Source organism: Methylobacterium durans, from assembly GCF_003173715.1.
Lineage (GTDB): Bacteria > Pseudomonadota > Alphaproteobacteria > Rhizobiales > Beijerinckiaceae > Methylobacterium > Methylobacterium durans.
Genome location: NZ_CP029550.1, coordinates 3,989,639 through 4,015,290 on the forward strand (window position 1 = coordinate 3,989,639; position 25,652 = coordinate 4,015,290).

General features: G+C 69.5%; 27 protein-coding genes and 1 pseudogene. 21 read left to right on the top strand and 7 right to left on the bottom strand.

Annotated features, from left to right (window positions below; all coding sequences use genetic code 11):
* Positions 1-65: 65 nt before the first annotated feature.
* From DK389_RS18265 to DK389_RS18275, 3 genes are all read right to left on the bottom strand, one after another.
* Positions 66-452 (bottom strand): hypothetical protein, encoded by a 387-nt coding sequence (locus tag DK389_RS18265; RefSeq protein ID WP_109891625.1) that lies wholly within the window; start codon positions 450-452, stop codon positions 66-68.
* Positions 453-598: 146 nt separating this feature from the next.
* The gene (locus DK389_RS18270; protein WP_109896544.1) at positions 599-2,467 is read right to left on the bottom strand and encodes a methylmalonyl-CoA mutase subunit beta; all 1,869 of its coding nucleotides are present in this window, start codon (positions 2,465-2,467) and stop codon (positions 599-601) included.
* A 134-nt stretch (positions 2,468-2,601) separates the two neighbouring features.
* Positions 2,602-3,405: an undecaprenyl-diphosphate phosphatase gene (locus DK389_RS18275; protein ID WP_109896546.1), complete on the bottom strand. Its 804-nt coding sequence runs from the start codon at positions 3,403-3,405 to the stop codon at positions 2,602-2,604.
* Between the two features lie 243 nt (positions 3,406-3,648).
* Between DK389_RS18275 and DK389_RS18280 the strand changes: the two genes are divergently transcribed.
* Genes DK389_RS18280 through DK389_RS18290 form a run of 3 tightly spaced genes read left to right on the top strand, consistent with a single transcriptional unit; the run spans position 3,649 to position 6,373 of the window.
* The gene (locus DK389_RS18280) at positions 3,649-4,341 is read left to right on the top strand and encodes a glutathione S-transferase family protein (RefSeq protein ID WP_109891627.1); all 693 of its coding nucleotides are present in this window, start codon (positions 3,649-3,651) and stop codon (positions 4,339-4,341) included.
* A 47-nt stretch (positions 4,342-4,388) separates the two neighbouring features.
* Entirely contained in the window at positions 4,389-5,507 is a 1,119-nt protein-coding gene (queG, locus tag DK389_RS18285) for a tRNA epoxyqueuosine(34) reductase QueG (protein WP_236960161.1), read from the top strand.
* A complete protein-coding gene (locus DK389_RS18290) occupies positions 5,504-6,373 on the top strand; it encodes an SDR family oxidoreductase (protein WP_109891629.1) in 870 nt (289 codons plus the stop codon). Before queG ends, DK389_RS18290 begins: the two co-directional genes overlap by 4 nt.
* A 3-nt stretch (positions 6,374-6,376) precedes the next feature.
* Here the strand turns inward: DK389_RS18290 and olsB are convergent, their stop codons facing one another.
* Positions 6,377-7,396, bottom strand: coding sequence for a l-ornithine N(alpha)-acyltransferase (gene olsB, locus DK389_RS18295; protein WP_109891631.1), 1,020 nt, complete (start codon positions 7,394-7,396; stop codon positions 6,377-6,379).
* A 206-nt stretch (positions 7,397-7,602) separates the two neighbouring features.
* Positions 7,603-7,989: a DUF2267 domain-containing protein gene (locus DK389_RS18300; RefSeq protein WP_109891633.1), complete on the bottom strand. Its 387-nt coding sequence runs from the start codon at positions 7,987-7,989 to the stop codon at positions 7,603-7,605.
* 141 nt (positions 7,990-8,130) lie between these two features.
* Between DK389_RS18300 and DK389_RS18305 the strand changes: the two genes are divergently transcribed.
* From DK389_RS18305 to DK389_RS18375, 15 genes and pseudogenes are all read left to right on the top strand, one after another.
* Complete coding sequence (locus DK389_RS18305) at positions 8,131-9,675, top strand: helicase HerA-like domain-containing protein (protein ID WP_109891635.1); 1,545 nt, start codon at positions 8,131-8,133, stop codon at positions 9,673-9,675.
* 192 nt (positions 9,676-9,867) lie between these two features.
* Positions 9,868-10,200: a 50S ribosomal protein L21 gene (gene rplU / locus DK389_RS18310; protein ID WP_109891637.1), complete on the top strand. Its 333-nt coding sequence runs from the start codon at positions 9,868-9,870 to the stop codon at positions 10,198-10,200.
* Between the two features lie 43 nt (positions 10,201-10,243).
* The gene (rpmA, locus tag DK389_RS18315; protein WP_109891639.1) at positions 10,244-10,510 is read left to right on the top strand and encodes a 50S ribosomal protein L27; all 267 of its coding nucleotides are present in this window, start codon (positions 10,244-10,246) and stop codon (positions 10,508-10,510) included.
* Between the two features lie 197 nt (positions 10,511-10,707).
* Positions 10,708-11,334 (top strand): GNAT family N-acetyltransferase, encoded by a 627-nt coding sequence (locus DK389_RS18320; protein WP_109891641.1) that lies wholly within the window; start codon positions 10,708-10,710, stop codon positions 11,332-11,334.
* Between the two features lie 105 nt (positions 11,335-11,439).
* A complete protein-coding gene (gene obgE / locus DK389_RS18325) occupies positions 11,440-12,477 on the top strand; it encodes a GTPase ObgE (protein WP_109891643.1) in 1,038 nt (345 codons plus the stop codon).
* Positions 12,478-12,602: 125 nt separating this feature from the next.
* Positions 12,603-13,723: pseudogene (proB, locus tag DK389_RS18330) on the top strand (glutamate 5-kinase).
* 116 nt (positions 13,724-13,839) lie between these two features.
* The gene (locus DK389_RS18335; protein ID WP_109891645.1) at positions 13,840-15,138 is read left to right on the top strand and encodes a glutamate-5-semialdehyde dehydrogenase; all 1,299 of its coding nucleotides are present in this window, start codon (positions 13,840-13,842) and stop codon (positions 15,136-15,138) included.
* Positions 15,139-15,198: 60 nt separating this feature from the next.
* A complete protein-coding gene (locus DK389_RS18340; protein ID WP_109896550.1) occupies positions 15,199-15,774 on the top strand; it encodes a nicotinate-nucleotide adenylyltransferase in 576 nt (191 codons plus the stop codon).
* A gap of 151 nt (positions 15,775-15,925) precedes the next feature.
* Positions 15,926-16,306, top strand: a complete 381-nt coding sequence (gene rsfS, locus DK389_RS18345; RefSeq protein ID WP_109891647.1) for a ribosome silencing factor — start codon at positions 15,926-15,928, stop codon at positions 16,304-16,306.
* Between the two features lie 10 nt (positions 16,307-16,316).
* Entirely contained in the window at positions 16,317-16,826 is a 510-nt protein-coding gene (gene rlmH, locus DK389_RS18350; RefSeq protein ID WP_109891649.1) for a 23S rRNA (pseudouridine(1915)-N(3))-methyltransferase RlmH, read from the top strand.
* 7 nt (positions 16,827-16,833) lie between these two features.
* Positions 16,834-18,168, top strand: a complete 1,335-nt coding sequence (locus tag DK389_RS18355) for a murein hydrolase activator EnvC family protein (RefSeq protein ID WP_236960162.1) — start codon at positions 16,834-16,836, stop codon at positions 18,166-18,168.
* Positions 18,168-19,490: a S41 family peptidase gene (locus DK389_RS18360; protein ID WP_109891653.1), complete on the top strand. Its 1,323-nt coding sequence runs from the start codon at positions 18,168-18,170 to the stop codon at positions 19,488-19,490. Before DK389_RS18355 ends, DK389_RS18360 begins: the two co-directional genes overlap by 1 nt.
* Before the next feature lie 237 nt (positions 19,491-19,727).
* Positions 19,728-20,963 carry a divergent polysaccharide deacetylase family protein gene (locus DK389_RS18365; RefSeq protein WP_109891655.1) on the top strand — a complete coding sequence of 412 codons (1,236 nt, stop codon included), beginning with the start codon at positions 19,728-19,730 and terminating at the stop codon, positions 20,961-20,963.
* Between the two features lie 60 nt (positions 20,964-21,023).
* Positions 21,024-21,581, top strand: coding sequence for an RNA pyrophosphohydrolase (locus DK389_RS18370; RefSeq protein ID WP_109891657.1), 558 nt, complete (start codon positions 21,024-21,026; stop codon positions 21,579-21,581).
* Positions 21,582-21,610: 29 nt separating this feature from the next.
* On the top strand, positions 21,611-22,249 hold the full coding sequence (locus DK389_RS18375; RefSeq protein WP_109891659.1) for a DUF2939 domain-containing protein: 639 nt from the start codon (positions 21,611-21,613) through the stop codon (positions 22,247-22,249).
* Positions 22,250-22,293: 44 nt separating this feature from the next.
* Here DK389_RS18375 and DK389_RS18380 read toward each other — a convergent pair whose 3' ends face one another.
* Both DK389_RS18380 and DK389_RS18385 read right to left on the bottom strand, forming a co-directional pair.
* Positions 22,294-22,665 carry a photosystem reaction center subunit H gene (locus DK389_RS18380; RefSeq protein ID WP_109891661.1) on the bottom strand — a complete coding sequence of 124 codons (372 nt, stop codon included), beginning with the start codon at positions 22,663-22,665 and terminating at the stop codon, positions 22,294-22,296.
* A gap of 36 nt (positions 22,666-22,701) precedes the next feature.
* Positions 22,702-23,130: a response regulator gene (locus tag DK389_RS18385; protein ID WP_109891663.1), complete on the bottom strand. Its 429-nt coding sequence runs from the start codon at positions 23,128-23,130 to the stop codon at positions 22,702-22,704.
* A gap of 206 nt (positions 23,131-23,336) precedes the next feature.
* Between DK389_RS18385 and DK389_RS18390 the strand changes: the two genes are divergently transcribed.
* The 3 genes from DK389_RS18390 to DK389_RS18400 all read left to right on the top strand — a co-directional run bounded on the left by DK389_RS18390 (position 23,337) and on the right by DK389_RS18400 (position 25,640).
* Entirely contained in the window at positions 23,337-23,999 is a 663-nt protein-coding gene (locus DK389_RS18390) for a YoaK family protein (protein WP_109891665.1), read from the top strand.
* Positions 24,000-24,033: 34 nt separating this feature from the next.
* On the top strand, positions 24,034-25,044 hold the full coding sequence (locus DK389_RS18395; protein ID WP_109891667.1) for a WD40 repeat domain-containing protein: 1,011 nt from the start codon (positions 24,034-24,036) through the stop codon (positions 25,042-25,044).
* A gap of 71 nt (positions 25,045-25,115) precedes the next feature.
* On the top strand, positions 25,116-25,640 hold the full coding sequence (locus DK389_RS18400; protein WP_109891669.1) for a DUF2937 family protein: 525 nt from the start codon (positions 25,116-25,118) through the stop codon (positions 25,638-25,640).
* The last annotated feature ends 12 nt before the right edge of the window (positions 25,641-25,652 follow it).

Sequence of the window (25,652 nt, forward strand, 5' to 3'; positions counted from 1 at the left end):
CACATGCGACGCCGTGTCCTTGGCAGGCGAAACCCTCCGTTAAGTGCTCCGTGTCGTCGCCTGCCTCAGCCGCGGCGTTCGGCATTCCACTGGCCACGGCAGGCGATGCCGCCATTCGTCGTCCAGGTGCCGTTGCCGTAGCCGTCGCGGCCGAGCCGACCGACCACGCTGGCGCTATCGGTGCCGCGCGCGATCACCGCGCGCACGGCGCCGTTCGGGGTGACACGGCCCGAGATCTGGAAGTCGCCTCCGGCGTAGCGGGCCTCGCCGCGCTCGATCTGGACGCCGTAGCGGTAGGCCCGGTCGCATGGGCCGTCGAGCGTGATGACCTCGATGCTCCAGCTGCCGTCGTAGCGGTTGGGCACCTGCACCTTCTTGCGGGCTGCCTCGGCCGTACCGATACCGGCGGCCACGACGGCTAAGGCGGCCGCGGCGAAGATCGCTGTTCTCATGATTCCCCATGTCCGAGGGCGGCGCGGGCGCTCACCCGGTTCGTGCTTAAATACGTTGCCGCGAACTGCCCTGCCGCGGTGCGTCCCGGCGTGACGCCTGAACGTTTGAGAAACTCGTCAGCGTCCGAGAAGTTGCCCGCCGAGCTTCACCCCCGCGTCGCACGCTTCAGCGCCTCGCTCAGCAGAGTTTGGAGATCGCAGCCCGCGTGCACGAATGCCTGGACGCCGGCGGCATTCAGGGGATCGACGAGTTCGCCCGGCTTGCCCGCCACGTAGATGGTCGCACCGTCGACCCGTAAGAGCGCCTCGGCGGCAGCGACGGCATGATCCGCGTAGATTTTGTCCGACGAGCAGAGGCAGGCGAGAGACGTACCGGATGCCCGGAAAGCCTCGGCCAACGCGTCCACATCGGAAAAGCCGTCATTGCCCAGCGCTTCGATGCCGCCCGCCGCGAAGGCATTCGCCGCGAAGGTCGCGCGCGTGTTGAACGCGGAGAGCGGGCCGAGATTGGCGAGGAACACGGCCGGGCGGCGCCCGGTCTTCGCCAGATGGGCGTCGGAGGCGTCGCGCAACGCCTCGTAGGGCTCGGCGAGCCGGCCGGAGGGCAGGGCCTCGCAGGCGACCGCAGCGCCCGCGCCAAATCCGGAGGCGGGCGGCGCAGCGACCGGCGCCACGTCGAGGACCGTCACCGGCTTCTCGGCCAGGAAGGGGAACTCGGTGGCTCCCGTGAGCGCCTCGCGGCGGTTCGCGACGTTGCGAACCCGGGCCCCGCGCGTCTCCTCGATCCGACCCTGCAGCTTGCCAAGGCTGAGGCTGGCGACGATGCCGCCCTCGCGCTCGATGGCCTGGAAGGCGGCCCAGGCTGCCTCGGTCAGTTCGGCGGTCAGCGCTTCGAAGCCGCCGGCCCCGGCGGCCGGGTCGGAAACCTTGGCGAGGCTCGATTCCTCGATAAGCACGATCTGGCTGTTGCGGGCGACCCGGCGGGCGAACCCGTCCGGCAGGCCGAGCGCCTGCGTGTAGGGAAGGGCGGTCACAGAATCGGCCCCGCCGATGCCGGCAGCGAACGTGGCCATCGACACCCGCAGAATGTTCACGAAGGGGTCACGGCGGGTCATGTTCCGCCACGCCGTCTCGGCATGGATGCGCAGTGCCTTCGGTTCCAGGCCGCACGCCGCCTCGACGCGAGCCCAGAGGCGCCGCATCGCGCGGAACTTCGCGATCGTCAGGAATTCGTCTGCGTCCGCCACGAGCAGGACGCCGATCGCGTCGCGCGCCCGTGCGAGTTCGTGGCCGCCTGCCTCCAGCGCGCGCAGGTAGGCCACCGCCGTCGCGAGGGTTGCGGCGAGCTCCGCGGCCTCGCTGGCGCCCGCCTCGTGGTAGGGGCGCCCGTCGGCGAGGAGGGCGCGGCCTTTGAAGCCGGCGGCGTCGAAATCCGTTAGCGTCGCCGCGAGCTTAGGCGCGACCTCGCCCCAGACCGCCCCGAGGGTGCCGGTGGCAGCGAGCGTGCCGATCGGGTCGATGCCGAGGTCGAGGTCGAGATCCGCGAGCGCGTCTCCCCGGCGTTCGGCAAGGCTCTTCACGAGAGCGGCGGCTTCGAGGCCACGGGCGCCGGCATCGATGCGCAGCCCGATCAGCGGCAGCATCACGCCCGTCAGCGCAGCGTCGAGATCCTCGACGCGCGTCGCGGCGATGCCGTAACCGCGGGCAGCGGGCGCACCCGCGAAGACGAGGGTGAGGGCGTCGGCACCCCCTTCGAGATCGGCGAGAGCCTGGCCGCTGGCAGTCGCCGGGTCGGGATGGTCGACGCGCTGCGCGATCCGCCAGGGTCCGGGCGCGCGGGTCGGTTGCGCGGTGGGCTTGGCCGGCTCGTAGAGGGGATCGATCCGGATGCCGTCCGCGGTCTTGGCGACGAGGCGCTTCTCAAAATCGGCGCCCTTGAGCACGCCCTCGACGAGGCCGAGCCAGCGTTCGCGGGTCGCGGGCTCGAAGAGGTCGGCGAGCGGTCTGTCTTCCATCGAAAGTCCCTGCGCGGTCTGGGGCAGGCGCATGGGCGTGACAGCGCGCCCGCCATGTCATCCTGCCAAGTCTCGGGCAGAGCCCTGGCACGAGCTTTCAGCCGAGGCAATCGCCATGAAGGCGGATCGCGCGCTCAACCGAGGATGATCAGCCCCGCGAAGCCGAGCGAGCCCACGATGATGCGCCACCACGCGAACAACCAGAAGCCGTGGCGGGAGACGTAATCGAGCACCGTGCGCACCACGAAGAGCGCCGAGAAGAACGCCACCACGAAGCCGATCACGATCAGGCCGGCATCGTCCTTCGAGAGGTTCTTGTAATTGTCGAGGAGGTCCTTGGCGAAGGCACCCGCCATGGTCGGCATCGCGAGGTAGAACGAGAACTCGGTCGCCGACCGCTTGTCGGCGCCCATCAGCATCGCGCCGACGATGGTGGCGCCCGAGCGTGAGACCCCCGGGATCATGGCGAGGCACTGGAAGAGGCCGATCCGCAGGTCCATCGGCAGGGTGAAGTCGTAGACGTCGGTTTTCTTCACCTCCAGCTCCATGTCGTCGAGGACGAGGAGCACGAGGCCGCCGGCGACCAGCGTGGCGCAGACGATCCAGGGATTGAACAGGTAGTACTTGATCGCCTTCGAGAAGATGCCGCCGACGATGGCCGCGGGGAGGAACGCGATCAGGATCCCGACGACGAAGCGGCGCGCCTTGGGATCGCTCGGCAGCGCCGTCGCCACGCCGAGGAGGCGGCGGAAATACACCGCGAGGATCGCCAGGATCGCGCCGAGCTGGATCAGCACCTCGAAGGTGTTGTTCGGTGATTGGAAGCCGATGAAGTGCCCGACGAGGAGTTGGTGGCCCGTCGAGGAAACCGGGATGAACTCCGTGGCGCCTTCCACGACGGCGAGCACGACCGCCTTCGTGATGCTCATCGCATCCATCATCTCGCGCCTCGACTTCTCGGATGGGGCCGGCCCGCGGGCCTCGGCGGACGGATTCACGGCGCGGGACCGCACCAGCCGGCAGCGTTCGCCGATCAGGGTTGATCGGCGGTTACCGCCGCGACTTGAGCGTGTTAATGAGGCGGCAACGATCGAGCAATAACTCTCATCCCGCGCGCGGTCCGTCCGGGCCATGCGCTGGGCGCGTCCCGCCGGCTCATTCCCCGTCCGATCTCGGCCTCGATGGCGACGCTTCACCACTCTCCCTTCTGTCCCAACTCCCGCTTCATCCGCCTCGTGCTCGCCGAGATGGGCATGGAGCCGAGCCTCGTAGAGGAGCGGGCCTGGGAGCGGCGCGACGCCTTCCTCCTCATCAACCCGGCCGGCACAACGCCGGTCCTCGTGGAGCAGACCGGGCTCGCGGTGCCGGGCGCCGGCATCATCGCCGAGTATCTCGACGAGACGCGCGGCCTAGGCCTCAGCGGGCGGCGCCTTCTCCCCGAAGCGACGCCGGACCGCGTGGAGGTGCGCCGTCTGCTCGACTGGTTCCTCGTGAAGTTCCATGCCGAGGTTACCGGCTACCTCGTCCTGGAGAAGATCTCGAAGCGCTTCATGACGAGCGCGGACGGCGGTGGGCCGCCGGACATGAACGCGATCCGCGCCGCGCGCATCAACGTGCGCTATCACCTCCAGTATATCGGCTACCTGATGGAGCGCCGCCGCTGGATCGCGGGCGACCATCTGACCTATGCGGATCTCGCGGCAGCCGCCCACTTGAGCTGCGTGGATTATCTCGGCGACGTGCCATGGGACGAGAGCGAGATCGCGAGGGACTGGTACGCGCGGCTGAAGTCGCGCCCGTCCTTCCGCGCGCTTCTGGCCGACCGGGTGCCGGGCATGGCGCCGGCCGACCATTACGCGGACCTGGATTTCTGAACCCGCGACGCGTCCTCGACGGGAGCGACCTGCGCCGCCTCATCGAGGTGCGCGCCCGCGCGCTCGGCTTCGACATCCTGCGGGTCGCTCGTCCCGATTCCGCGCCCGAACTGCCGGACCGGCTGGCGGCGTGGCTCGACTCGGGCGCGCATGGCGAGATGGTCTGGATGGAGGAGCGGGCAGGCGCCCGCGCCGAGCCCGCGGGCCTGTGGCCGGAGGTACGCAGCGTCGTGATGCTCGGGATGAGTTATGCGCCCGAGAGGAACCCGCTCGACCTTCTCGCGCGGCGCGACCGGGGCGCCATCGCGGCCTACGCCCAGCGGCGCGACTATCACGAGGTGATGAAGGGCAAGCTGAAGGAACTCGGCGGCCTGCTCTCCGCGAAATCCGGCCGTCCGGTCAAGGTCTTCGTCGATACCGCGCCGGTGATGGAGAAGCCGCTGGCTCAGGCCGCGGGCCTCGGCTGGCAGGGCAAGCACACGGTGCTGATCTCGCGAGAGTTCGGCAATTGGCTGCTTCTCGGTGCCCTCTACAGCGCGGCCGATCTGGAACCCGACGCACCGGAGGCGGAGCATTGCGGCACCTGCCGCCGCTGCCTCGACATCTGCCCGACCGCGGCTTTCCCGGCGCCCTTCCGGCTCGATGCCCGCCGCTGCCTCTCCTACCTGACGATCGAGCACGCGGGCCCGATCCCGGTCGAATTCCGCGTCCCCATGGGCAACCGTGTCTTCGGCTGCGACGATTGTCTCGCGATCTGTCCCTGGAACAAGTTTGCCGAGACTTCGCGCGAGGGGCGGCTCGCTGCCCGGAACGATCTCGAGGCACCCGCCCTGCACGACCTCGCCCGCCTCGACGAGGCGGCCTTCCGGAGGCTCTTCGCGAACACGCCCGTCAAGCGCACGGGCCGCGACCGCTTCCTGCGCAACGTGCTCATTGCGATCGGAAATTCAGGCGATCCGGCTCTCTCCGACGAGGCCGTGCGCTGCCTCGACGACCCGGCGCCGATCGTCCGCGGCATGGCGGTCTGGGCCTGCGGGAGGCTGCTCGGATCGGAGGCTTGCGCGGAACTCTTCGCCCGGTCAGGGACGGGCGAGCCGGATGCGCATGTCCGCGCGGAGTGGCGCGCCGCGCTCGCGATGCCTGACGGGGAGATCCCACTTCCATGAACCTGTTCGTGTTCGGCCTCGGCTTCAGCGCCCGCCATTTCGCGCAGCGCGAGCGGGCCCGCTTCGCTGCGATCCGCGCCACGGTGACGGATCCTGACAAGGCACACGCGATCGAAGCCGAGACGGGCTTCTCGGTGAGGGCATTCGGGCCGGACGCGGACGATCCGCGCATCGCGGGCGATCTCGCCGACACCGACGTCCTGCTGATCTCGGCCCCGCCTGGGCCTGGGGGCGACACGGTGCTCGCGCGCTACGCCGGTGCCATCCGGGCGAGCCGGATCGGCTGGATCGGCTATCTCTCGACGATCGGCGTCTACGGCGATCAGGCTGGGGCCTGGATAGATGAATCGACGCAGGCCGACCCGAGGAGTGCACGCTCGAAAGAACGCCTCGCCGTGGAACGGGCTTGGCTCGCCCTCGGAGCCGAGACGGGCAAGCCCGTGCAGGTCTTCCGGCTCTCGGGGATCTACGGGCCGGGCCGGAACCCGTTCGTGAAGCTGCGCGAAGGCAAGGCGCAGCGAATCATCAAGGCTGGCCAGGTCTTCAACCGCATCCACGTCGATGACATCGCCTCGGCGCTCGCTGCCTCGCTCGACAGGCCGCGCCACGGTGCAATCTACAATGTGACGGACGATGAACCGGCGCCCCCGCAGGTCGTGACCGAGCACGCGGCGGAGCTCGCCGGCCTGCCGCTGCCGCCGGCGATCGATTTCGAGACGGCGGATTTGAGCCCAATGGCCCGCAGCTTCTATGGGGAGAACAAGCGCGTCCGAAACCGCCTGTTGCGGGACGAACTCGGCGTCGCCCTGCGATACCCGACCTACCGCGAAGGTCTCGCTGCGCTGAGGGACGACGCGGCCGCGTGACGGTCAGGCCGCGCGCCGGTTCGCGGCCGGCCCGAAATGACCGAGATAGCGTGCCGCGATCGCGGTGACGGGAAGCACGACGAACACGTCGGTGGTGCCGAATTGGTAGTCGACCACGGCACCGTCGCCGAAGGTGGCGCCGACCCGGAGATAGCCCTTGATCAGAGGCGGCAGGGCCTGCAGCGCCGCCTTCGGGTCGACGGCTTCACGGGCGAGCCGGTCCATCCGCACGTAGCGACCGGGCAGCGCCTGCGCGCACCAACTCTCCGGCGCTCGGGCGTGGTGATGCAGGAAGCTCAAGGGCAGCGCGAGGCGCTCCGGATCGGTGCCCTCCAGGCTCGCGCAGCCGATCAGCGCGTCGATCCGGTGGTGCAGCACGTAGGCGTAGATCCCGTGCCAGAGAAGTTCGACGGTGCGCTTGGTGCGGTAGGGCTTGAGCACGCATGAGCGGCCGAGTTCAAGCAGCCGCTTGCCGGGATTAGACGCCAGAAGCGGTGCGATGTCGTATTCGCCGGCCGTGTAGAAGCCGAAATGCCGATCTGCGATGTCCTGCCGGAGCAGGCGATAGGTGCCCACCACCTTCGGCCGCGGCTTGCGGAACGGTTTCGCCTCGGTTGCCGCATGGTCGATGACGAGGAGGTGATCGCAGACGGCGTCGTAATCGTCGACGTCCCGGCGCGAGAGCATCGCCATCCCGCTCGGCATCGCCGCCATCTCCTCGTAGAAGACGCTGAAGCGCAGGCGCTGGGCGCGGCGGATCTCGGATTTCTTGGTGGCGAGCCGAACTTCCAGGCTTCCGATCCGGCCGAGGCTCGGGTCGAGGCCGGGGGTCGCGAGCGGCGCCTTGAAACGCTCGCCGAAGCGGATCGGCGTCGCGCCGGGCGGGATGAGGCTGCGGCCGCCGAAGCCGGGCAGGCCCGCCTCGGCGCTCCGCTGCTTGAGACGGGTGATCGGTCCGCTGACGCCCTTCTCCCCGCTGTTAAGCCACACCGCGGAAGCGCCTCGCGCGAAGTTCGCGACCATGGTTCAGCCTGCCCTCGGGCGTTGGCGGGACCCATCCCCTCGGGATGGCCGGTCCCGGCCTCGCGGATGCGACAACACCACGAAGCGCGCACGCTTTTATGACAGCCGCGCGCCTTGCGCATCAAGGACTTGGCGGCCGACGAGATTCGGTCCGGAACCGGCCGCGGATGCGTAGCCGCCGAAGGGTGGCGGGCGCGCCGGTCGTCTCAGACGAATTGATTGAGGCCCGGGATCGATCCGACAATCGGTCCCATCACGTCTTCGCCCGCCTTCTCGCGGCCGTAGGCGAAGAGTTCGTGGCCGAGAGGCTGCATCTGACCCATCGGCACGCCCGCCGACATCAGCTTCTGGCCCAGCGCCATCACGCCGCCGCCCATCATGCCGCCGAGCATGCCCATCAGGCCGCCGCCTCCCTCCGCGCCGTTCGACTCGGCGATCAGGCTCTCCGAGCCCGGCATCGCGGCGATCAGCTGGTTCACCTCGGCCGCCGGCCCCTCCTTTTGCAGGAAGGCCAGGATGTGGCCGATCGCGGTCTGCGCCGTCGCGGCATCGAGTCCCGTGCGAGCGGTGACGCGGGCAATCAGTTCTTCCATCGGGGCGGGCTCCTGAGGGTACGGTATCCTCCGTCCTTCGGGCCTGTGCCCCGCGAAATCAAGCCGCCCCGGCGTCAAGATCTGGAAAACGCGGCGTCGCAGCGGCATAACCTTGAGCACGATCGATCGGGCGAGGGCGCGATGGCGGACGATGGCACGATTCTCATCGGCAAGAGCAGCGGCGACACCGGCAAGCCCGAGCGCCTGACGCTCCGGCTCGCCAACCGTCACGGGCTGGTCGCGGGCGCCACGGGCACCGGCAAGACCGTCACCCTCCAAGTCATGGCGGAGGGCTTCTCGAATGCCGGCGTCCCCGTCTTCGCCGCCGACATCAAGGGCGATCTCTCGGGTCTCGCGGCCGCCGGCGAGGCGAAGCCCGTCTTCGTGAAGCGGGCCGAGGAACTCGGCATCGCCTACGAGCCGGACCGCTTCCCGACCGTGTTCTGGGACCTGTTCGGAGAGCAGGGGCACCCGATCCGCTGCACCGTGATGGAGATGGGTCCGCTCCTGCTGGCGCGGCTTCTCGAGCTCAACGACACGCAGGAAGGCGTCCTCAACATCGCCTTCCGGGTCGCCGACCAGAACCAATGGCCGGTCCTCGACCTCAAGGACCTGCGCGCGCTCCTGACTTTCCTCACCGAGAACCTGAAGGAGATCTCGGGCACCTACGGCAACGTCTCGGCCGCGAGCGTCGGCGCGATCCAGCGCCAGCTCCTGATGCTGGAAAATCAGGGAGCCGACAAATTTTTCGGCGAGCCTGCGCTGAACCTCGCCGACTTCATGCGCACGGACCGCGAGGGCCGCGGGGTGGTCAACATCCTCGCTGCCGACAAGCTGATGCAGAAGCCGCGACTCTACGCCTCATTCCTGCTCTGGATGCTGTCCGAACTGTTCGAGGAGCTGCCCGAGGTCGGCGATCTCGACAAGCCGAAGCTGGTCTTCTTCTTCGACGAGGCGCATCTCCTCTTCAACGACGCGCCCAAATCCCTGCTCGACGCGGTCGAGCAGGTGGTCCGCCTCATCCGTTCGAAGGGCGTCGGCGTCTACTTCGTGACCCAGAATCCCCTCGACGTGCCGGAGACGGTGCTGGGCCAGCTCGGCAACCGGGTTCAGCACGCCTTGCGCGCCTTCACCCCCCGCGACCAGCGCGCCGTCAGGGCCGCCGCCGAGACCTTCCGGCAGAACCCCGGCTTCGACGTCGCCAAGGCGATCACCGAACTCGGCGTCGGCGAGGCGCTGGTGAGCTTCCTGGAGGCGAAGGGCACGCCCTCGGTGGTCGAGCGCGCGCTGATCGCGCCGCCGCAGGGTCGTGTCGGCCCGCTGACGGCGGCCGAGCGCACCGACCTCATCGCCAAGAGCCCGCTGCGAGGCAAGTACGACGAGACCGTCGACAACGAGAGCGCGTACGAGATGCTCGCCAAGCGGAAGGGCCTCGATTCGGCGCCGGCCGAGGCCGCGCAGGGCTCGGAAGGCGGCCTCGGCGGGCTGCTCGGCAGCCTCGGCGGGATGCTGGGCGGCGTCCTCGGCTCGAAGCCGGCGCCGCAAGGCAAGGGCGGCCGCCGCCCACCCCCGAGCCTCGCCGAGCAGGTGATGACGAACGCCGCGCGCTCCATGGCGCGTTCGGTCGGCACGCAGGTCGGCAACGCCATCCTCCGGAATGTGCTCGGCGGCCTGATGAAGAAGTAGAGCGTCGGCAGGGCGCAAAAGATTGACAATCGCGGCCGCTCCGGCCTATCCACCGGCCACCACGCGCGGCTTCCTCGCAGAAGTCCGCGCGTTTCGCGTTTCGCCGCGGGCCATCCTGCCGGTCGGGACGAACTGATAAAAAGCCGGTCCAGGGGGTGACCCCGGAGGCCGATCGGAACACGAGAGAGAACGATGTTCGCAGTCATCAAGACCGGCGGCAAGCAGTACCGCGTCGCCGCCAACGACACCATCACCATCGCCAGCCTCGAGGGCGAGGCGGGTTCCAGCGTCACCTTCGGCGAGGTGCTGCTGTTCACGGACGGGGACGCCACCCAGGTCGGCGCACCGCTCCTGTCGGGCATCAGCGTCACCGGCGAGATCGTGTCCCACGGCCGCGACAAGAAGGTGATCGCTTTCAAGAAGCGCCGTCGGCAGAACTCGCGCCGCAAGCGCGGCCACCGGCAGCATCACACGGTCGTGCGCATCACCGGCATCGATGCCGGCTCGAAGAGCGCCAAGGGCTGAGCCCGGCTCGCCCCGACCCCACTCGTATCCGGAGTAGATTCCCATGGCACACAAGAAAGCAGGCGGTTCGTCTCGCAACGGCCGCGACTCGGAAGGCCGGCGCCTCGGCGTCAAGAAGTTCGGCTCTGAGGCCGTAATTCCGGGCAACATCATCGTCCGGCAGCGCGGCACGAAGTGGCACCCCGGGAACAACGTCGGCATGGGCAAGGATCACACCCTGTTCGCCCTCACCGAGGGCCGGGTGCGCTTCGAGACGAGGCGCGGCCGCGCCTTCGTGGCGGTCGTACCGGTGCAAGAGGCGGCCGAGTAAGCAGCGGACAAGCTCGACGGACGAGGGAGCTTCCCGCCGGTGTCCCACACCGAACCGGCGGATCCGAAGCTTCCTCGAGGGCCTGACAGAAGGCCCGGGTTGCGAACGGAACGCAGGGGAGGATGGGATGCCATCTTCCCCTTTCTTCGTCCGAAGGTCTGAGGCGGTTCTTCCGCCCGCGCCCGGAGCCCGCGACGATGTTCCCCGATCTCACCCGCGACGACGTCTTCCGCCTGGAGACCCGGCGGCTCTGGCTGCGCTGGCCCTGCGCCGCCGATGCCGAGGCGATCGTGGATCTGGCCGGCGACCGGGCCGTGTCCGAGATGACGGCCCGGATCCCGCATCCGCTCGACCGAACGACGGTGGATGGGTTCGTCGTGAAGTCGCGCTGGGGCAATACGGAGGGCCGCTCGCTCGTCATGGCGATCGCGCCGCGCGGCCGTCCACAGAGCCTGATCGGAATCGTCGCGATCGAGCCCGATCCCGGGGCGGCCGGTCCCCATCTCGGCTACTGGCTCGGCGCCGCGCACTGGAACAACGGCCTCGTCACGGAGGCCGTGGGCGCGATGGTGGAGGCGTTCTTCGCCTACACGCCCGGGCAGGTGCTGACCTCCGCGGTCCGCGTCGAGAACGTGGCCTCCCGGCGCGTCCTGCAGAAATGCGGGTTCGCGCACGAGGGCTCCGCGCTCGCGCCCTTCCCGGCGCGGGGCGGCGACCTCCCCGTCGACAGGTTCCGCCTCGACCGGCGGACTTGGCAACGCCGGAACGTCGGCGTCGGCGCAGCATTCACGCAGAGATCGGTGCTCCTCGCGGTGCACGCCTGATCCCGGTCGGACGTTCCTGGCATCGGGACCGTCCGACCCACACCTTGCAGAGTTCCGGCCGCGGGCATGCATCGCGGTCGAAGCCCCGATGACGAGCCAGACGCCGTGAAATTCCTCGATGAAGCCAAGGTCTATGTCCGCTCCGGCGACGGGGGTGCGGGCTGTGTCTCGTTCCGGCGGGAGAAGTTCATCGAGTTCGGCGGCCCGAACGGCGGCGACGGCGGACGCGGCGGCGACGTCTGGGTGGAGTGCGTCGAGGGGCTCAACACGCTGATCGACTACCGCTACCAGCAGCATTTCAAGGCCCGGAAGGGCGAGCACGGCATGGGCTCGAACCGCCACGGCGCCAAGGGTGCGGACGTGGTGCTGAAGGTCCCGGCGGGCACCGAGATCCTCGCGGAGGACGGCGAGACGCTGATCGCGGACATGACCGAGATCGGCCAGCGGGTGCGCCTCGCCAAGGGCGGCAACGGCGGCTTCGGCAACGCCTACTTCACGACATCCACGAACCGGGCACCGAAGCACGCCAATCCGGGCCTGGAGGGCCACGAGCAGTGGATCTGGCTGCGGCTCAAGCTGATCGCCGATGCCGGCCTCGTCGGGCTGCCCAATGCCGGCAAGTCGACCTTCCTCGCCACCGTGACGGCAGCCAAACCGAAGATCGCGGATTACCCCTTCACCACCCTGCATCCCGGCCTCGGCGTCGTGCGGGCTGACGGGCGCGAGTTCGTGCTCGCCGACATCCCGGGCCTCATCGAGGGCGCACACGAGGGCGTCGGCCTCGGCGACAAATTCCTCGCGCATGTGGAGCGCTGCCGGGTGCTGCTGCATCTCGTCGAGGGCACGAGCGAGCACGCCGGCAAGGCCTACAAGCTCGTCCGCGGCGAGATCGAGGCCTACGGGCATGAGCTAGCGGAGAAGCCCGAGATCGTCGCCCTCTCGAAGGCCGACGCCCTCGATCCCGACACGCTCAAGGAGCAGGTGGCGCGCCTGAAACGGGCGGCCAAGCGCAAGCCGCTGATCCTGTCTTCGGCCACGGGCCAGGGCGTGCAGGAGGCGTTGCGGGCAGTGATGGCGGAGATCGAGGCGGCGGGTGCCGCGGAAGCCGAAGCGGCCGCTCCGGCTACGGCTTGGCAGCCGTGATGTGGTAGGCCACGCCACCGACGTCCATCACACCTCGCGGAGAGGCGAATCCTGTCGGTGCCACTGCTGTTCAAGGGCGACGACTTCGTGCACACGGACTTAGAGCCCGAACACGAAACCCGCGCATGATTCCGAGTCTCGAAGATTTCCGCCGTGTCGTGATCAAGGTCGGGTCGGCCCTCCTCGTGGACCGCGCCCGCGGTCGCCTGCGCCATGCCTGGCTCGCGGCGCTCGCCGAGGACATCGCCGATCTTCACGCCCGCGGCGTCGACGTGCTCGTGGTCTCCTCCGGTAGCATTGCGCTCGGGCGCACGGTGCTGGGCTTCCCGCCGGGGCCCTGCGTCTGGAGGAGAGTCAGGCCGCGGCCTCGGTCGGCCAGATTGCGCTCGCCCGTCACTGGGCCGAGGCGCTCGGCCATCACGGCATCGTGGCGGGCCAGATCTTGGTCACCCCTCGCGACACTGAGGAGCGGCGCCGCTATCTCAACGCCCGCGCCACCACGATGAAGCTCCTCGAAGTCCGCGCCGTGCCGGTCGTGAACGAGAACGACACGGTGGCCACGAGCGAGATCCGCTACGGCGACAATGATCGCCTCGCCGCCCGCGTCGCCACGATGATCGGTGCCGACGTGCTGGTGCTGTTCTCCGACATCGACGGGCTCTACACCGGTCCGCCGACGTTCGATCCCGATGCGCGGCACCTGCCCGTCGTCGAGCGCATCACGCCTGAAATCGAGGCGATGGCGGGGGGGCCTGCCTCCGACCTGTCCCGCGGCGGCATGCGCACCAAGGTCGAGGCCGCCAAGATCGCGGTCGGCGGCGGCACCCACATGATCATCGCCGATGGGCGTGAGAAGAACCCTCTGCGCTCGATCGTCGGGGGCGGTCGCTGCACGTGGTTCCTGTCGGGCTCGACGCCGACCGCGGCCCGGAAGACGTGGATCGCGGGTTCGCTGGAGCCCCGTGGCAGCCTCGTCATCGACGACGGTGCCGCCCGCGCTCTGCAGGGCGGCGCCAGCCTTCTGCCGGTCGGCGTGCGCGCCATCGAGGGCACCTTCGGCCGCGGCGACGCGGTGCTGATCCGCGATCTCAAGGGGCGCGCCCTCGGCCGCGGCCTCGTCGCCTACGACAGCTCGGAGGCGGCCCTCATCATCGGCCGCCCGAGCAGCCACATCGCGGAGCTTCTGACCCATCCCGGCCGCGCCGAGATGGTGCATCGCGACGATATGGCGATGTTCTCCGAGTAGGGCAGGGGCGCCGACCCCGCGGGTTGTTTCGCGGGCTCCCCCCGTGCATAGACGAACCGTTGTTTAGGTGGCCACAGACCTGCTGGGCCGCGAGACTTGTGCAAGGATCGGCGACCGTGCCCGCTCTGAACCTGAAATCTGAATTCGCGGACGCCGACGATCTCGAGACCCAGATGGCCGCGATCGGCCGTCGCGCGCGCGCTGCCGCCCGCCAGATGGCGCTCGCCACCGCGCAGACGAAGGATGTCGCCCTGCGCACCATCGCGGAACGCATCCGCCAGACCAGCCGCGAGATCCTGCGCGAGAATGCGCGCGACGTCGCCGCGGCGAAGGCATCGGGGCAGTCGGCGGCGCTGATCGATCGGCTCACGCTCGATGAGGCGCGCCTTGCCGGGATCGCCGACGCGGTCGAGAAGATCGGTGCTCTGCCCGATCCGGTCGGTCGCCAGCTCGCCGCCTTCGAGCGGCCGAACGGTCTCCTGATCGAGCGCATCGCGGTGCCGCTCGGCGTGATCGGCGTCATCTTCGAGAGCCGCCCGAACGTCACCGCCGATGCCGGCGCACTCTGTCTCAAGGCCGGCAATGCCGCGATCCTGCGGGCGGGCTCGGACAGCCACCGCAGCGCGATGGCGATTGCCCGGGCGATGAGCGAAGGACTCACTGCGGCCGGCCTTCCGGCGGACGCCATCCAGATCGTGCCGACGCGCGACCGGGCAGCGGTGGGGGCGATGCTGACCGGCCTCGCCGGCTGCATCGACGTGATCGTGCCCCGCGGCGGGCGCAGCCTTGTCGAGCGCGTGCAAGCGGAGGCGCGGGTCCCGGTCTTCGCCCATCTCGACGGAATCTGCCACGTCTACGTCGCCGCCGGCGCCGATCTCGGAATGGCCCGCACGATTCTCCTCAACAGCAAGATGCGCCGCACCGGCATCTGTGGGGCCGCCGAGACGCTCCTCGTCGACCGCGCCTGTGCTGGCACCCATCTCACGCCGCTCGTGACGGCGCTGCTCGACGCCGGCTGTGGCGTACGGGGCGACGAGGCGGTGCGAGCGGTCGATCCGCGCGTGAGCCCGGCGAGCGACGAGGATTGGCGGACCGAGTACCTCGACGCGATCATCTCCGCTCGTGTCGTGGACGGGCTCGACGCCGCGATCGAGCACATCGAGGCGAACGGATCGCACCACACCGATGCGATCATCACAGAGGATCAGGTGGAGGCCATGCGCTTCCTCGCGGAGGTCGATTCGGCGATCGTCACGCACAACGCCTCGACGCAATTCGCCGATGGCGGCGAGTTCGGCTTCGGCGCCGAGATCGGCATCGCAACGGGTCGCATGCACGCTCGTGGACCGGTCGGCATCGAGCAGCTGACGACCTTCAAATACCGGGTGCACGGCAACGGTCAGACGCGTCCGTGAGCGGGGCGAGAACGGCCTGACGCGGCGGTGCTGCCGCGAGTGCCGCCGACCGCGCCGGGCCTGCGGATCGGGCTCTACGGCGGTTCCTTCAACCCGGCGCACGAGGGTCACCGCCACGTCTGTCTCACAGCTCTACGACGGCTCCGGCTCGACCGGATCTGGTGGCTGGTCACCCCGGGAAACCCATTGAAGGATCGGGGCGACCTCGCGCCGCTCGATGAGAGGGCTGCGCGGGCGCGGGCTGTGGCGCGCGATCCGCGGATCACCGTGACCACGGTCGAGGCAGAGATCGGATCCCGCTTCACGCGCGACACGCTGCGGTTCCTCGTCGGACGCCGCCCCGGAATCCGCTTCGTCTGGATCATGGGCGCCGACAGCCTCGCGACATTTCATCGCTGGAAGGGTTTCGGCGACATCGCGGCACTGGTTCCGATCGCCGTCATCGATCGGCCGGGCTTCACCCTCGCCGCTCCGTGCGCCAGAGCCGCGTCGGTCCTCGGGCGATACCGGGTGCCCGAGAGGGACGCACCGAGACTCGCGAGCATGATCCCCCCAGCCTGGATCTACCTGCACGGGCCGCGTTCCGACCTGTCCTCGACCGCGATCCGGCGGACTGCGGGCGTGAACGCCCCGTGAGCGCAGTGCAACACCGCCCTGAATCGCCGGGACGGGCGGGCGACGCGTATTGAAAACCGGCCGCGAACCCTCCAATCTCCTGATGGCGCGCGACATCTGTCGCGTCTCCGTATTCACCTGAGGAACCAGGACGCTGTCCGAGACGACCGACATGGGAACCAACGGTTCCGAGACCACCGCCCTCGCCAGGGCAGAGAATCTGAGAGCGCTCGCCCTCGGTTGCCTCGACGAGATGAAGGCCGAAGAGACCATCGAGATCGATCTCGTCGGCAAGACCTCGCTGGCCGACACGATGATCATCACCTCGGGCCGCTCCCAGCGCCACGTCGGTGCCATCGCTGACAAGATCATCCAGGATATGAAGGATCAGGGCTTCGGCACGGCCCGTGTCGAGGGTATGCCGGCCTGCGACTGGGTGCTGATCGATGCGGGCGACGTGCTCGTGCACATCTTCCGGCCCGAGGTCCGCGGCTTCTACAACCTTGAGAAGATGTGGGGCGCCGACCGTCCGGTCGGCCGCATGGCCGGCTGACGATGCCGTCTTGAGGCTCCTCGTCGCCGCCGTCGGGCGGCTGAAGGCCGGCCCCGAGCGCGAGCTTGCCGCGCGCTACCGGGAGCGCGGCGGCCAGATTGGCCGAGCACTCGGCTTCTCCGCCTGCGACATCGTCGAAATCCCCGAGAGCCGGGCGCGTCGCGCACCTGACCGTTGCGCGGAGGAGGGCGCCCAGATCCTCGCCCAATGCCAGGCCGGGGGCATCGTGCTCGCGTACGACGAGCGCGGGCGCTCGGATCTCGCGAGCGAGGCTCTCGCGTCGCGCATCGGTGGTTGGCGCGATTCGGGCAAGCCGACATTCACCGTCGTGATCGGCGGTGCCGACGGACTCGACGGGAGCGTACGCAACCGCGCCGACCTCATACTCTCTTTCGGCGCGGCGACGCTGCCGCACGGTCTCGTGCGCGTTCTTGCCTTAGAACAGCTTTATCGCTCGCTCACGATCCTAGCCGGACATCCCTATCATCGCGGTGGTCCGGACGGGCATGAGGCGGCATAGAGACGTCATGGCGCGCGAGAGGCGGCTCAGGCTTTCAGGATGCATCGGGCTCGCGCTCCTCGCGGCTCCGCTCCACGCGCGCTCGCAACAGCCCGAGGCGCCCGACCAGGACAAGATCCGACAGGCCACGGAGGAACGGGACCGGCGCGCCGAGAACCTCAAGCGCATCGAGGCGGCGTTGGCGGCCTCTGGCAACGCGCGCGCGCAATTCGAGTCCGAGATCGCGGCGATCGGCGGGGACCGGGCGAAGCTGAACGCCGCGCTTCTCGACGCCACGCGCCAAGCCCAGGCCACCGAGGATCGGATGAGCCGGCTGGAGGAGCGCTTGCGTACCCTCGGCGCCAGCGAGTCGGCGATCCGCCGGTCGCTCGACGCGCGACGCGGTGTCATCGCCGAGATCCTCGCGGCCCTGCAGCGCATGGGACGGCGTCCGCCGCCGGCCGTGCTCGTTCAGCCCGAGGACGTGCTCGCGGTCATCCGCACCTCGATGCTTCTGGGGGCTGTCGTGCCGGAGCTCCGCGGCGAGGCCGAGACGCTCGCAAGCGACCTCGCCGAACTCGTGCGCCTGCGCGGGCTCATCGCTGCCGACAAGGAAGGGCTGAGGACCGACCTCGCCGGATGGGCGAAGGAACAGCAGCGCCTCAACGCACTGATCACGACGCGCCGGGCTCGCCTCGCCGAAGTCGAGAGCGGGCTCGCCGCCGAGCGCCTGCGCGCGGCCGAGCTCGGCGTGCAGGCAAGGTCTCTGAAGGATCTCGTTGACCGGATGCAGGGCGAGGTCACGGCCGCCCGCCGGGCGGCGGAGGAGGCGCGGAACGCTGAATTGCGCGAGGTGCGCCAGACTCAGGAGCGTTTCGCAGCGGCGGGCTTCAAGGATCCGGCCCGCCTGGCACCGAAGGTGCGTTTCGTGGAGGCCCGCGGCGATCTGCCTAAGCCCGTCAGCGGGCGCCTCTCGCGCGGCTTCAACCAGCCGGACGGCAACGGCGGGATGACGCGCGGCATTTCGCTCTCGACCCGTCCGAAGGCCGTCGTGTCATCACCGGCGGACGGGTGGGTGTCCTTCGCCGGACCGTTCCGTTCGTACGGCCGTCTCTTGATCATCAATGCGGGCGATGGCTACTATCTGTTGTTGGCAGGAATGGATCAGATCAACGTCGAGGTCGGCCAGTTCGTGCTCGCCGGGGAGCCGGTGGCGAGCATGGGCGAGGGGGCATCAGGCCCGGCGGCCGGTGATGGTGACCGCGGCGATCCCGTCCTGTACGTCGAGTTCAAGAAAGACGGCGGCTCCATTGACCCGGAGCCTTGGTGGGCGAGAGGCCCCAGCGAGAAGGTTCGCGGATAATGCGCAAGATGTCCCTGGTCATGCTCGGCGCGCTCCTCGGCGCCGGCACGTCGATGCTGGCGACGCAGACCCAGTTCCTCTCGGGTCCGAGCGCGGTCGCGGCCTCCGCGGAGACCTATCGCCAACTCAGCCTGTTCGGTGACGTCTTCGAGAAGGTGCGGACCGACTACGTCGAGAAGCCCGAGGAGTCGAAGCTGATCGAGGCGGCCGTCAACGGCATGCTCACCTCCCTCGACCCGCATTCGAGCTACATGGACGCGAAGGCCTTCCGCGACATGCAGACCACGACCCGCGGCGAGTTCGGCGGTCTCGGCATTGAGGTCACCATGGAGGACGGCCTGATCAAGGTCGTCACGCCGATCGACGACACGCCGGCCTCCAAGGCGGGGCTCCTGGCCAACGACATCATCACGCAGATCGACGAGGAGCAGGTTCAGGGCCTCACCCTGAACCAGGCGGTCGACAAGATGCGCGGGCCGGTGAATTCCTCGGTGAAGCTGAAGATCAGCCGCAAGGAGGCGAAGGACCCGATCGAGGTCTCGCTGACCCGCGACGTCATCAAGATCAAGCCGGTGCGCTCGCGTACCGAGGGTGGCGATATCGGCTACGTCCGGCTCACCCAGTTCAACGAGCAGACCTTCGACGGCCTGCGCAACGCGGTCGACAAGCTCACGACCGAGATCGGCCAGGACAAGATCAAGGGCTACGTCCTCGACCTGCGCAACAATCCCGGCGGCCTGCTCGACCAGGCTGTGATGGTCTCCGACGCCTTCCTCGATCGCGGCGAGATCGTCTCGACCCGCGGCCGCAATCCGGACGAGACGCAGCGCTTCTCGGCGAAGTCCGGCGACATCACCAAGGGCAAGCCGGTCGTGGTGCTCGTCAACGGCGGCTCCGCCTCGGCCTCTGAGATCGTGGCCGGCGCCCTGCAGGATCACAAGCGCGCGACGATCCTCGGGACACGCTCGTTCGGCAAGGGCTCGGTGCAGTCGATCATCCCGCTCGGCGGCAGCGGGGCGCTCCGGCTCACCACCGCCCGCTACTACACGCCGTCCGGCCGCTCGATCCAGGCGAAGGGCATCGAGCCCGACGTCGAGGTCCTGCAGGAGGTGCCCGACGAGCTGAAGGGCAAGGACGAGACGAAGGGTGAGGCCGGCCTGAAGGGCCACCTCAAGCAGAAGGACACGGAAGAGCGTGGCGGCTCTTCGGCCTACGTCCCGCCGGATCCGGCCAAGGACAAGCAGCTGACCGCGGCCTTCGACTTCCTCCGCGGCATCCAGAAGGGCGCGGCGAACACCCAGAAGCCGAGCCTGCCGAACTGATCGGCCTCGCGCAGTACCAATCGCATCGAGACTCCCGCCCGCGCACCGGGCGGGAGTTTTCGTTTCACGAGCCCGATCAACGTCGGCGCCGCGCGTCGTGCAGCGATCTCGGCCGGCCCGGTTGCGATCCCTGCACCCGCCGTTAGGCGAACATTAACCATAGCGCGCCGCAATGGCGGCGGGGGACCGCCGCGCGCTCGTCGGCGCCATCGCGGCCGCCCGCCAGCCGAGGAAGCGGTGAGCCTGCCCTCCGACGATATCCTGACCCGGCCCCTCGGCGTGCCCGAGCCGGCCGACGATTGCCTGAAGGGGCGGCTCGCGCGGCTTCGCGCGCAGCTTCGCCCGCGGCATGTCCATGCCGGGCTCGGCGCCGCGCTCCTCGCATCGATCGCTCTCCTCTTCGTCGTCGGCGATCCGCGCGGCGGCGAACCCCGCGCCACGGCCGTGATCGCGCTGCGCAAGATGCCGTCCGAGCGGCCGCGCCCCGCACCTGAAGAGAGCGTGCGGACGGTCGAAGCCGAGTTGCCCCCCGCCCCAGCGCAGAGCAGCGCCGAGGAGGTGGAGACCGCCTCGGGCGTGACCGTGTTCCGCCCCTCCGGGACCGCCGCACCGAACGATGCCGTGGTGATCCGGGTGCCGACCGTCGCAGTCAAGCTTGCGGCCGCACCCGATCCGCGCCTCGTCGAGCGCGGTCGCCACGGCGCCCTGCCTAAACTGGGAGACGGGCGCCTGCGCGCCCTCGACGTCTACGCCCGCCCCGAGGAGCCGGGCACTGGCCCGCGCATTGCCATCTTGCTGACGGGGCTCGGCACAGGGCAGGCCGCGACGGCTGCCGCGATCGTCAAGCTGCCGCCGCAGGTAAGCCTCGCCTTCGCCCCCTATGGCGAGGTCGAGCGGAGCGCGGCCCGCGCCCGGGATTTCGGCCACGAAGTGCTGGTTCAGGTGCCGATGGAGCCGTTCGACTATCCCGACAGCGATCCTGGCCCGCAGACCCTCTTGGTGGCCGCGCGGCCGGCCGAGAATGCCGACCGCCTCGCCTGGGTGATGAGCCGCGTCCCCGGTGCGGTCGGCCTGACGAATTTCATGGGCTCGAAGCTGATGGCCGACGGAGCCGGGCTGGAGCCGGTCCTGCGCGAGGTGGCCGCCCGCGGTCTCGGCTTCGTCGACGACGGCACCGCCCAGCGCTCGCTGGCCAATGGCCTCGCCGGAAAGGCGAAGGCACCCGTGGCACGGGCAGATATCGTCCTCGACGCCGTCCCGCGGGCGGATGCCATCGATCGGGAACTTGCGCGTCTCGAAGCACAGGCCAGGACCAGAGGGTTCGTGCTGGCCTCGGCGACCGCAATGCCCCTCAGCATCGAGCGGATCGCCCGTTGGGCGAAGGATCTCGACGCTCGCGGCCTCCGACTGGTGCCGGTGAGCGCCGCTCTGCGCGGCCCTGGCGCCGGAACCCGTGTCTCGACGGCCGAATAGACGCGTTGCCTGCCGCCAGGGGCGTTGCCGGAGCGGGGACGGCTGCTATGGTCGCGACCGATGACGAATGTGCCCCCTGCCGGCGACGCGGAAGCCGGGATCGATCTGCCCTACCGGCCGTGCGTCGGCATCACCCTCGTGAACCGGGACGGGCTCGTCTTCATCGGTCGGCGTCGCAAGGAGGGCGGGCCGGAGCACGTGTCCGGAGACTTTTCCTGGCAGATGCCGCAGGGCGGGATCGATGCGGGCGAGGATCCGCGCGCTGCCGCGATCCGCGAGCTCTACGAGGAGACCAATGTTGGTGAAGGATCGCTGCGCTTCCTCGCCGAGGCGCCCGACTGGCTGCCCTACGACCTGCCGCCCGACGTGATGAAGCAGGCCTGGAAGGGGCGTTATCGCGGGCAGACGCAGAAATGGTTCGCCTTCGGCTTCCTCGGACAGGATTCCGAGATCGACGTCGAGCGGCCCGGGGCCGGGCGCTACCGCTCAGAGTTCGAGGATTGGCGCTGGGCGCCGCTCGACGACCTCGCAGGGCTCATCATTCCGTTCAAGCGCCCGGTCTACGAGAGCGTGATCGCCTCCTTCTCGGGACTCGCCAGATGGCACGCGCGGAGTTGAGTCCGCGCCGACCCGCTTGAGGGCCGGGGATGCGTTGGTGGTACGTCCCCATCCTCCTCGCCCTGGCCTGGTTCGGATTCACGCTGACGCCCCTCGTCTCGCTCTATGGCCTCGCCCGGGCCGTGGAGGCGGGCGACGTCGACTACGTGGACCGTCATGTGAATTTCCGTTCGCTCCGGCTCTCGCTCGTGCGGCAGACCACGAACGCCGCGCGGACGGCGCTGAACGAGAGCGGCGACCTCGATCCGCGGGAACAGCAGAAGCTCAACGAGGCGGCCGTCGGGCTCGCGCTCGCGCTGGCCGAGACCATGGTGACCGCCAAGACGGTGGTCGATCTCCTCGACGACGGCTGGCCCGAGAGCCTCGACGTGCCGAAGGAGACGGATGCCGGCGCTGCCTCGGGCCTGCGCATCGAGGGGCTCGGGCGACTCGCCGCCTACTATCTCGCCACCGAGATGCGGGGATTCCGAACCGTCGTCATCGCGGTTCCGCCCGAGGCACCGCGCGCGCGGCAATTCAAGATCCGCCTGCGCCTGCGCGGGTTCGTCTGGCGACTCGTCGACATCGAGGTGACGGAGGATCTGCGCGCTCAGATGGCGCAGAAGCTCGCCCGGACGCTCGCCCGCATGCGGGCGGGCGACAGGACGAAGGAACCGGTGGCGCAGTAGCGAGGCTGGCGGCAAGCTGAAGCACACCCTGCCGCGGCGAAGCGTCAGCGCGCCTTGGCAGGATCCTTGGCGGATTCCGCGGCCACGGGCGGCCCCTTCGGCTCGCGCGTCTCCTCGACGCTCTCGGCCTTCTCCTCGTCCGTGTCGCCGCCCTGCTCGATCGCCTTCTCGGGGTTGGCCGCAAGGGCCTTCACGATCTCGACGAGGCGCTCGCACTCGGCGCCGTACTTGTAGGCATCGAGGACGATCGCCGCATCGCGAAGGGTGCGCAGGTCGCGCACCGTCTGCTTGTTCGCGCTCTCGCGCAATTCGCTCTTCTTCGCGATCTGGTCCTCCAGCCCGATCCCTTTGATGTCGCAGGCAGCCTCGGCCGGGACGGCGAGCAGGAGGAGGGGAAGGAGCGTGAGGCGTTTCATCGATCGGGCTCCGGCTGGCGGCCGGTGCGGGGCCACTCAGGCGTGGTGGGGATGGCTGCGGCGAAGGATGTCCTTCGTCAGGGCGACAAGGTCGCTCGGACGATAGGGCTTCGGAACGAAGATCGATTGCGCAACGGCTTCGCCGTGCGAAAGGCTCCCGCGACCGCCCGACGTGTACACCACCGGCAGGCCCGGGCGCTCCCGGCGGGCGTGGTGGGCGAGGGCAAGACCGTTCGTGTTGCGAGCCAGATCGATATCGGTGAAGAGCAGGTCGACGCTCTCGCGCGCCAGGATCGCCTCGGCCTCGAGCGCGTCCGCCGCGGTCAATACCCGGTAGCCCTCATCCGAGAGCGCCTCGGCGGCGAGTTCGCAGACGATCGCCTCGTCCTCGACGACGAGGATGGTTTCGATGGTGCCCTCGAGGAAGGCGGACATGGAGAAGGCAGCGCAGGCGTGGGGGATCATGACGCAACTCCAACTCACCCGGCACGGGCCGAACATCCCGCTGCCGGATCGGGAGACCAACGGAGGCCCCGCCCCGGCGTTCGCCGTGTTCCCATCGAATTGCTCAGGTTTGGTGAGCGAAGCTTTAACCCTGCGCGTCCCGTCACCGATGGAGCGCTCCGAGTGGTTAACGAGGCGTTACCGGACGGCGCGACGCGGGTGATTCCATGAAGCGTTCCTCGCAGCTGGCGTACGGGCTCGTGCTGACGGCGACCGCGGGCTACGTCGATGCCCTCGGCTTCGTCCGGCTCGGCGGCCTCTACACCTCGTTCATGAGCGGCAACACCACGCAGTTCTCGGTCGCGCTCGGGCACGGCGAGTGGCGCCACGCGATCCTGCCCTGCCTGCTGGTCGGCATGTTCCTGATCGGGAGCGTGCTCGGGAGCGGCCTCTCGCTGGTGGTGCCGGCCCGCTGGGCGACGCCCGTGGTCCTCACCTTCGAGGCGCTGGCCGTTCTCGGCGCCCTGTCGCTGGGCATCGCTACCCCGGACCTCGGCCTCGCCGCGCTCTTCATGGCACTCGCCATGGGGGCACAGAACGCCGTTCTCGTGCAGGTCCAGGGCTTCAGGGCCGGCACCACTTTCGTGACGGGTGCGTTGTTCAGCCTCGGTCAGAAGATCGCGCTGGCCCTGACGGGACGGGGGCCACGCTACGGCTGGGTCGGAGACGGCGCCGTGTGGCTCGCGCTTCTCTGCGGCGCGCTGGGCGGTGCGGTCGCCTACGGCTCCTTCGGGCTCCTCGCCCTCATCTTGCCCGCAGCGGTCACGAGCGCATTTGCCGTTTCCGCTGCCCTTCACAGCGCGCTCAGACCGGTGGAAAAGACCGCCTGAACGCTTACCCGTACCCGGAAGGCCCATCGAGACCATGTCCGCGACAGCCGCCCCTTCCCTCACGAGCAACGTCGCACCGATCGAGGCGGGGGCACACGTCACCGCGGCCCACTGGCTCAAGGACACGCTGGGCTTGGCGCTGGGCGACGGCAGCGTAGTCCTTCGGCGCGAGTCCGGCATCGAGCGCGTCGCCGCCCACCCGGACGGCGCGATCCTCGTCGCAGCGGGCGATTCCGGGCGCCTCGTGACGGGCGGCGACAACGGCCGCATCGTCGAGATCCGGGCGGACGGTCGTCTCACGGAAATCGCGACGGCGAAGGGCGGAGCCTGGATCGACGCGCTCGCCGTCCATCCCGACGGCGGAACCGCTTGGTCCGCCGGGCGGCAGGTCGTGGCGCGGGACGCCAAGGGCCGGGAGCGGACCCTCACTGCGCCGTCCAGCGCCCGCGGCCTCGCTTTCGCGCCGAAGGGCTATCGTCTCGCGGTGTCGCACTACAACGGCGCGAGCCTCTGGTATCCGAACCACGAGACGCCGCCCGAGATGATCGAGTGGAAAGGCTCGCACATCGACGTGACATGGTCGCCGGACGGGCGTTTCGTGGTCACCACCATGCAGGAGAATGCCCTGCACGGCTGGCGCCTGCAGCCGGACCGGGGACACATGCGCATGTCCGGCTACCCGGCCAAGGTCCGTTCGACCTCTTGGTCGGCCGACGGGAACTGGCTCGCCACGAGCGGGGCCGAGGCCGCGATCGTCTGGCCCTTCGACTCCAAGGAAGGGCCGACCGGCAAGGCGCCGCGCGAGTGCGGCGTGCGCCCGGCCCGGGTCTCGCGGGTCGCGTTCCATCCGAAGGCGCTGGTGCTCGCCATCGGTTACGAGGACGGCTGCATTCTGCTCGTGCGCTTCACGGACGCGTCCGAACTTCTGGTCAGGCAGGCCGTGAAAGGCAGCGGCGTCTCGGCGCTCGCCTGGAACGCGCGCGGCGGCCGCCTCGCTTTCGGCTGTGCGGACGGGCAGGCGGGGCTCCTCACGCTGCCGGGCTGAAACAGCCGGTTCCAGGTGGAACAAGCGCCCCGCCCGTGCTCTTCTCCGGACACGCTTCGAGAGGTGGCTTCGTGTTTCGTGTCCTTCGCACGCTCGGCTTGGCCCTGGGCCTCCTCGGCGGCATCGTCGCGGCGCAGGGACCGGAATTCGCCCAGCAATACGCCCAGAGGCTCGGCGGCGCGGTGGACGAGTTGCGCCGGAGCGTCGAGAGCTTCGAATCCGATGCTCGCGCCACGGGCAACAGCCGCGACGGGGCGGTCGACCGCCTGCGCACCAATTCGGACGCCCTCGTCGCCCGGCGCGGCGAGGCGGCGCGCGCCGACATCCACCGCCTCGCCCAACTCAGCGCGCAGCAGCAGGCCCTTCGCGAGGCGACGAGCCCGCTCGGCCGGCTCGCGGCCGTGATCCGCGATCCCGACATGGCGATCGCTTCGGCGACCTATCAGGCCTATCAACCGGCCGTCCCGACGACGGCCGATGGCATCGTGGCCGGCCTCATCGGCTTCCTGGCGGCGTGGGGCGGCTGGCGCGTCCTGTCCGACGTCGGGGGGCGCGCAATCCGGCGGCGCCCACGCACCGAGGCCACGACCGCCTGAACCTCCGGGCGG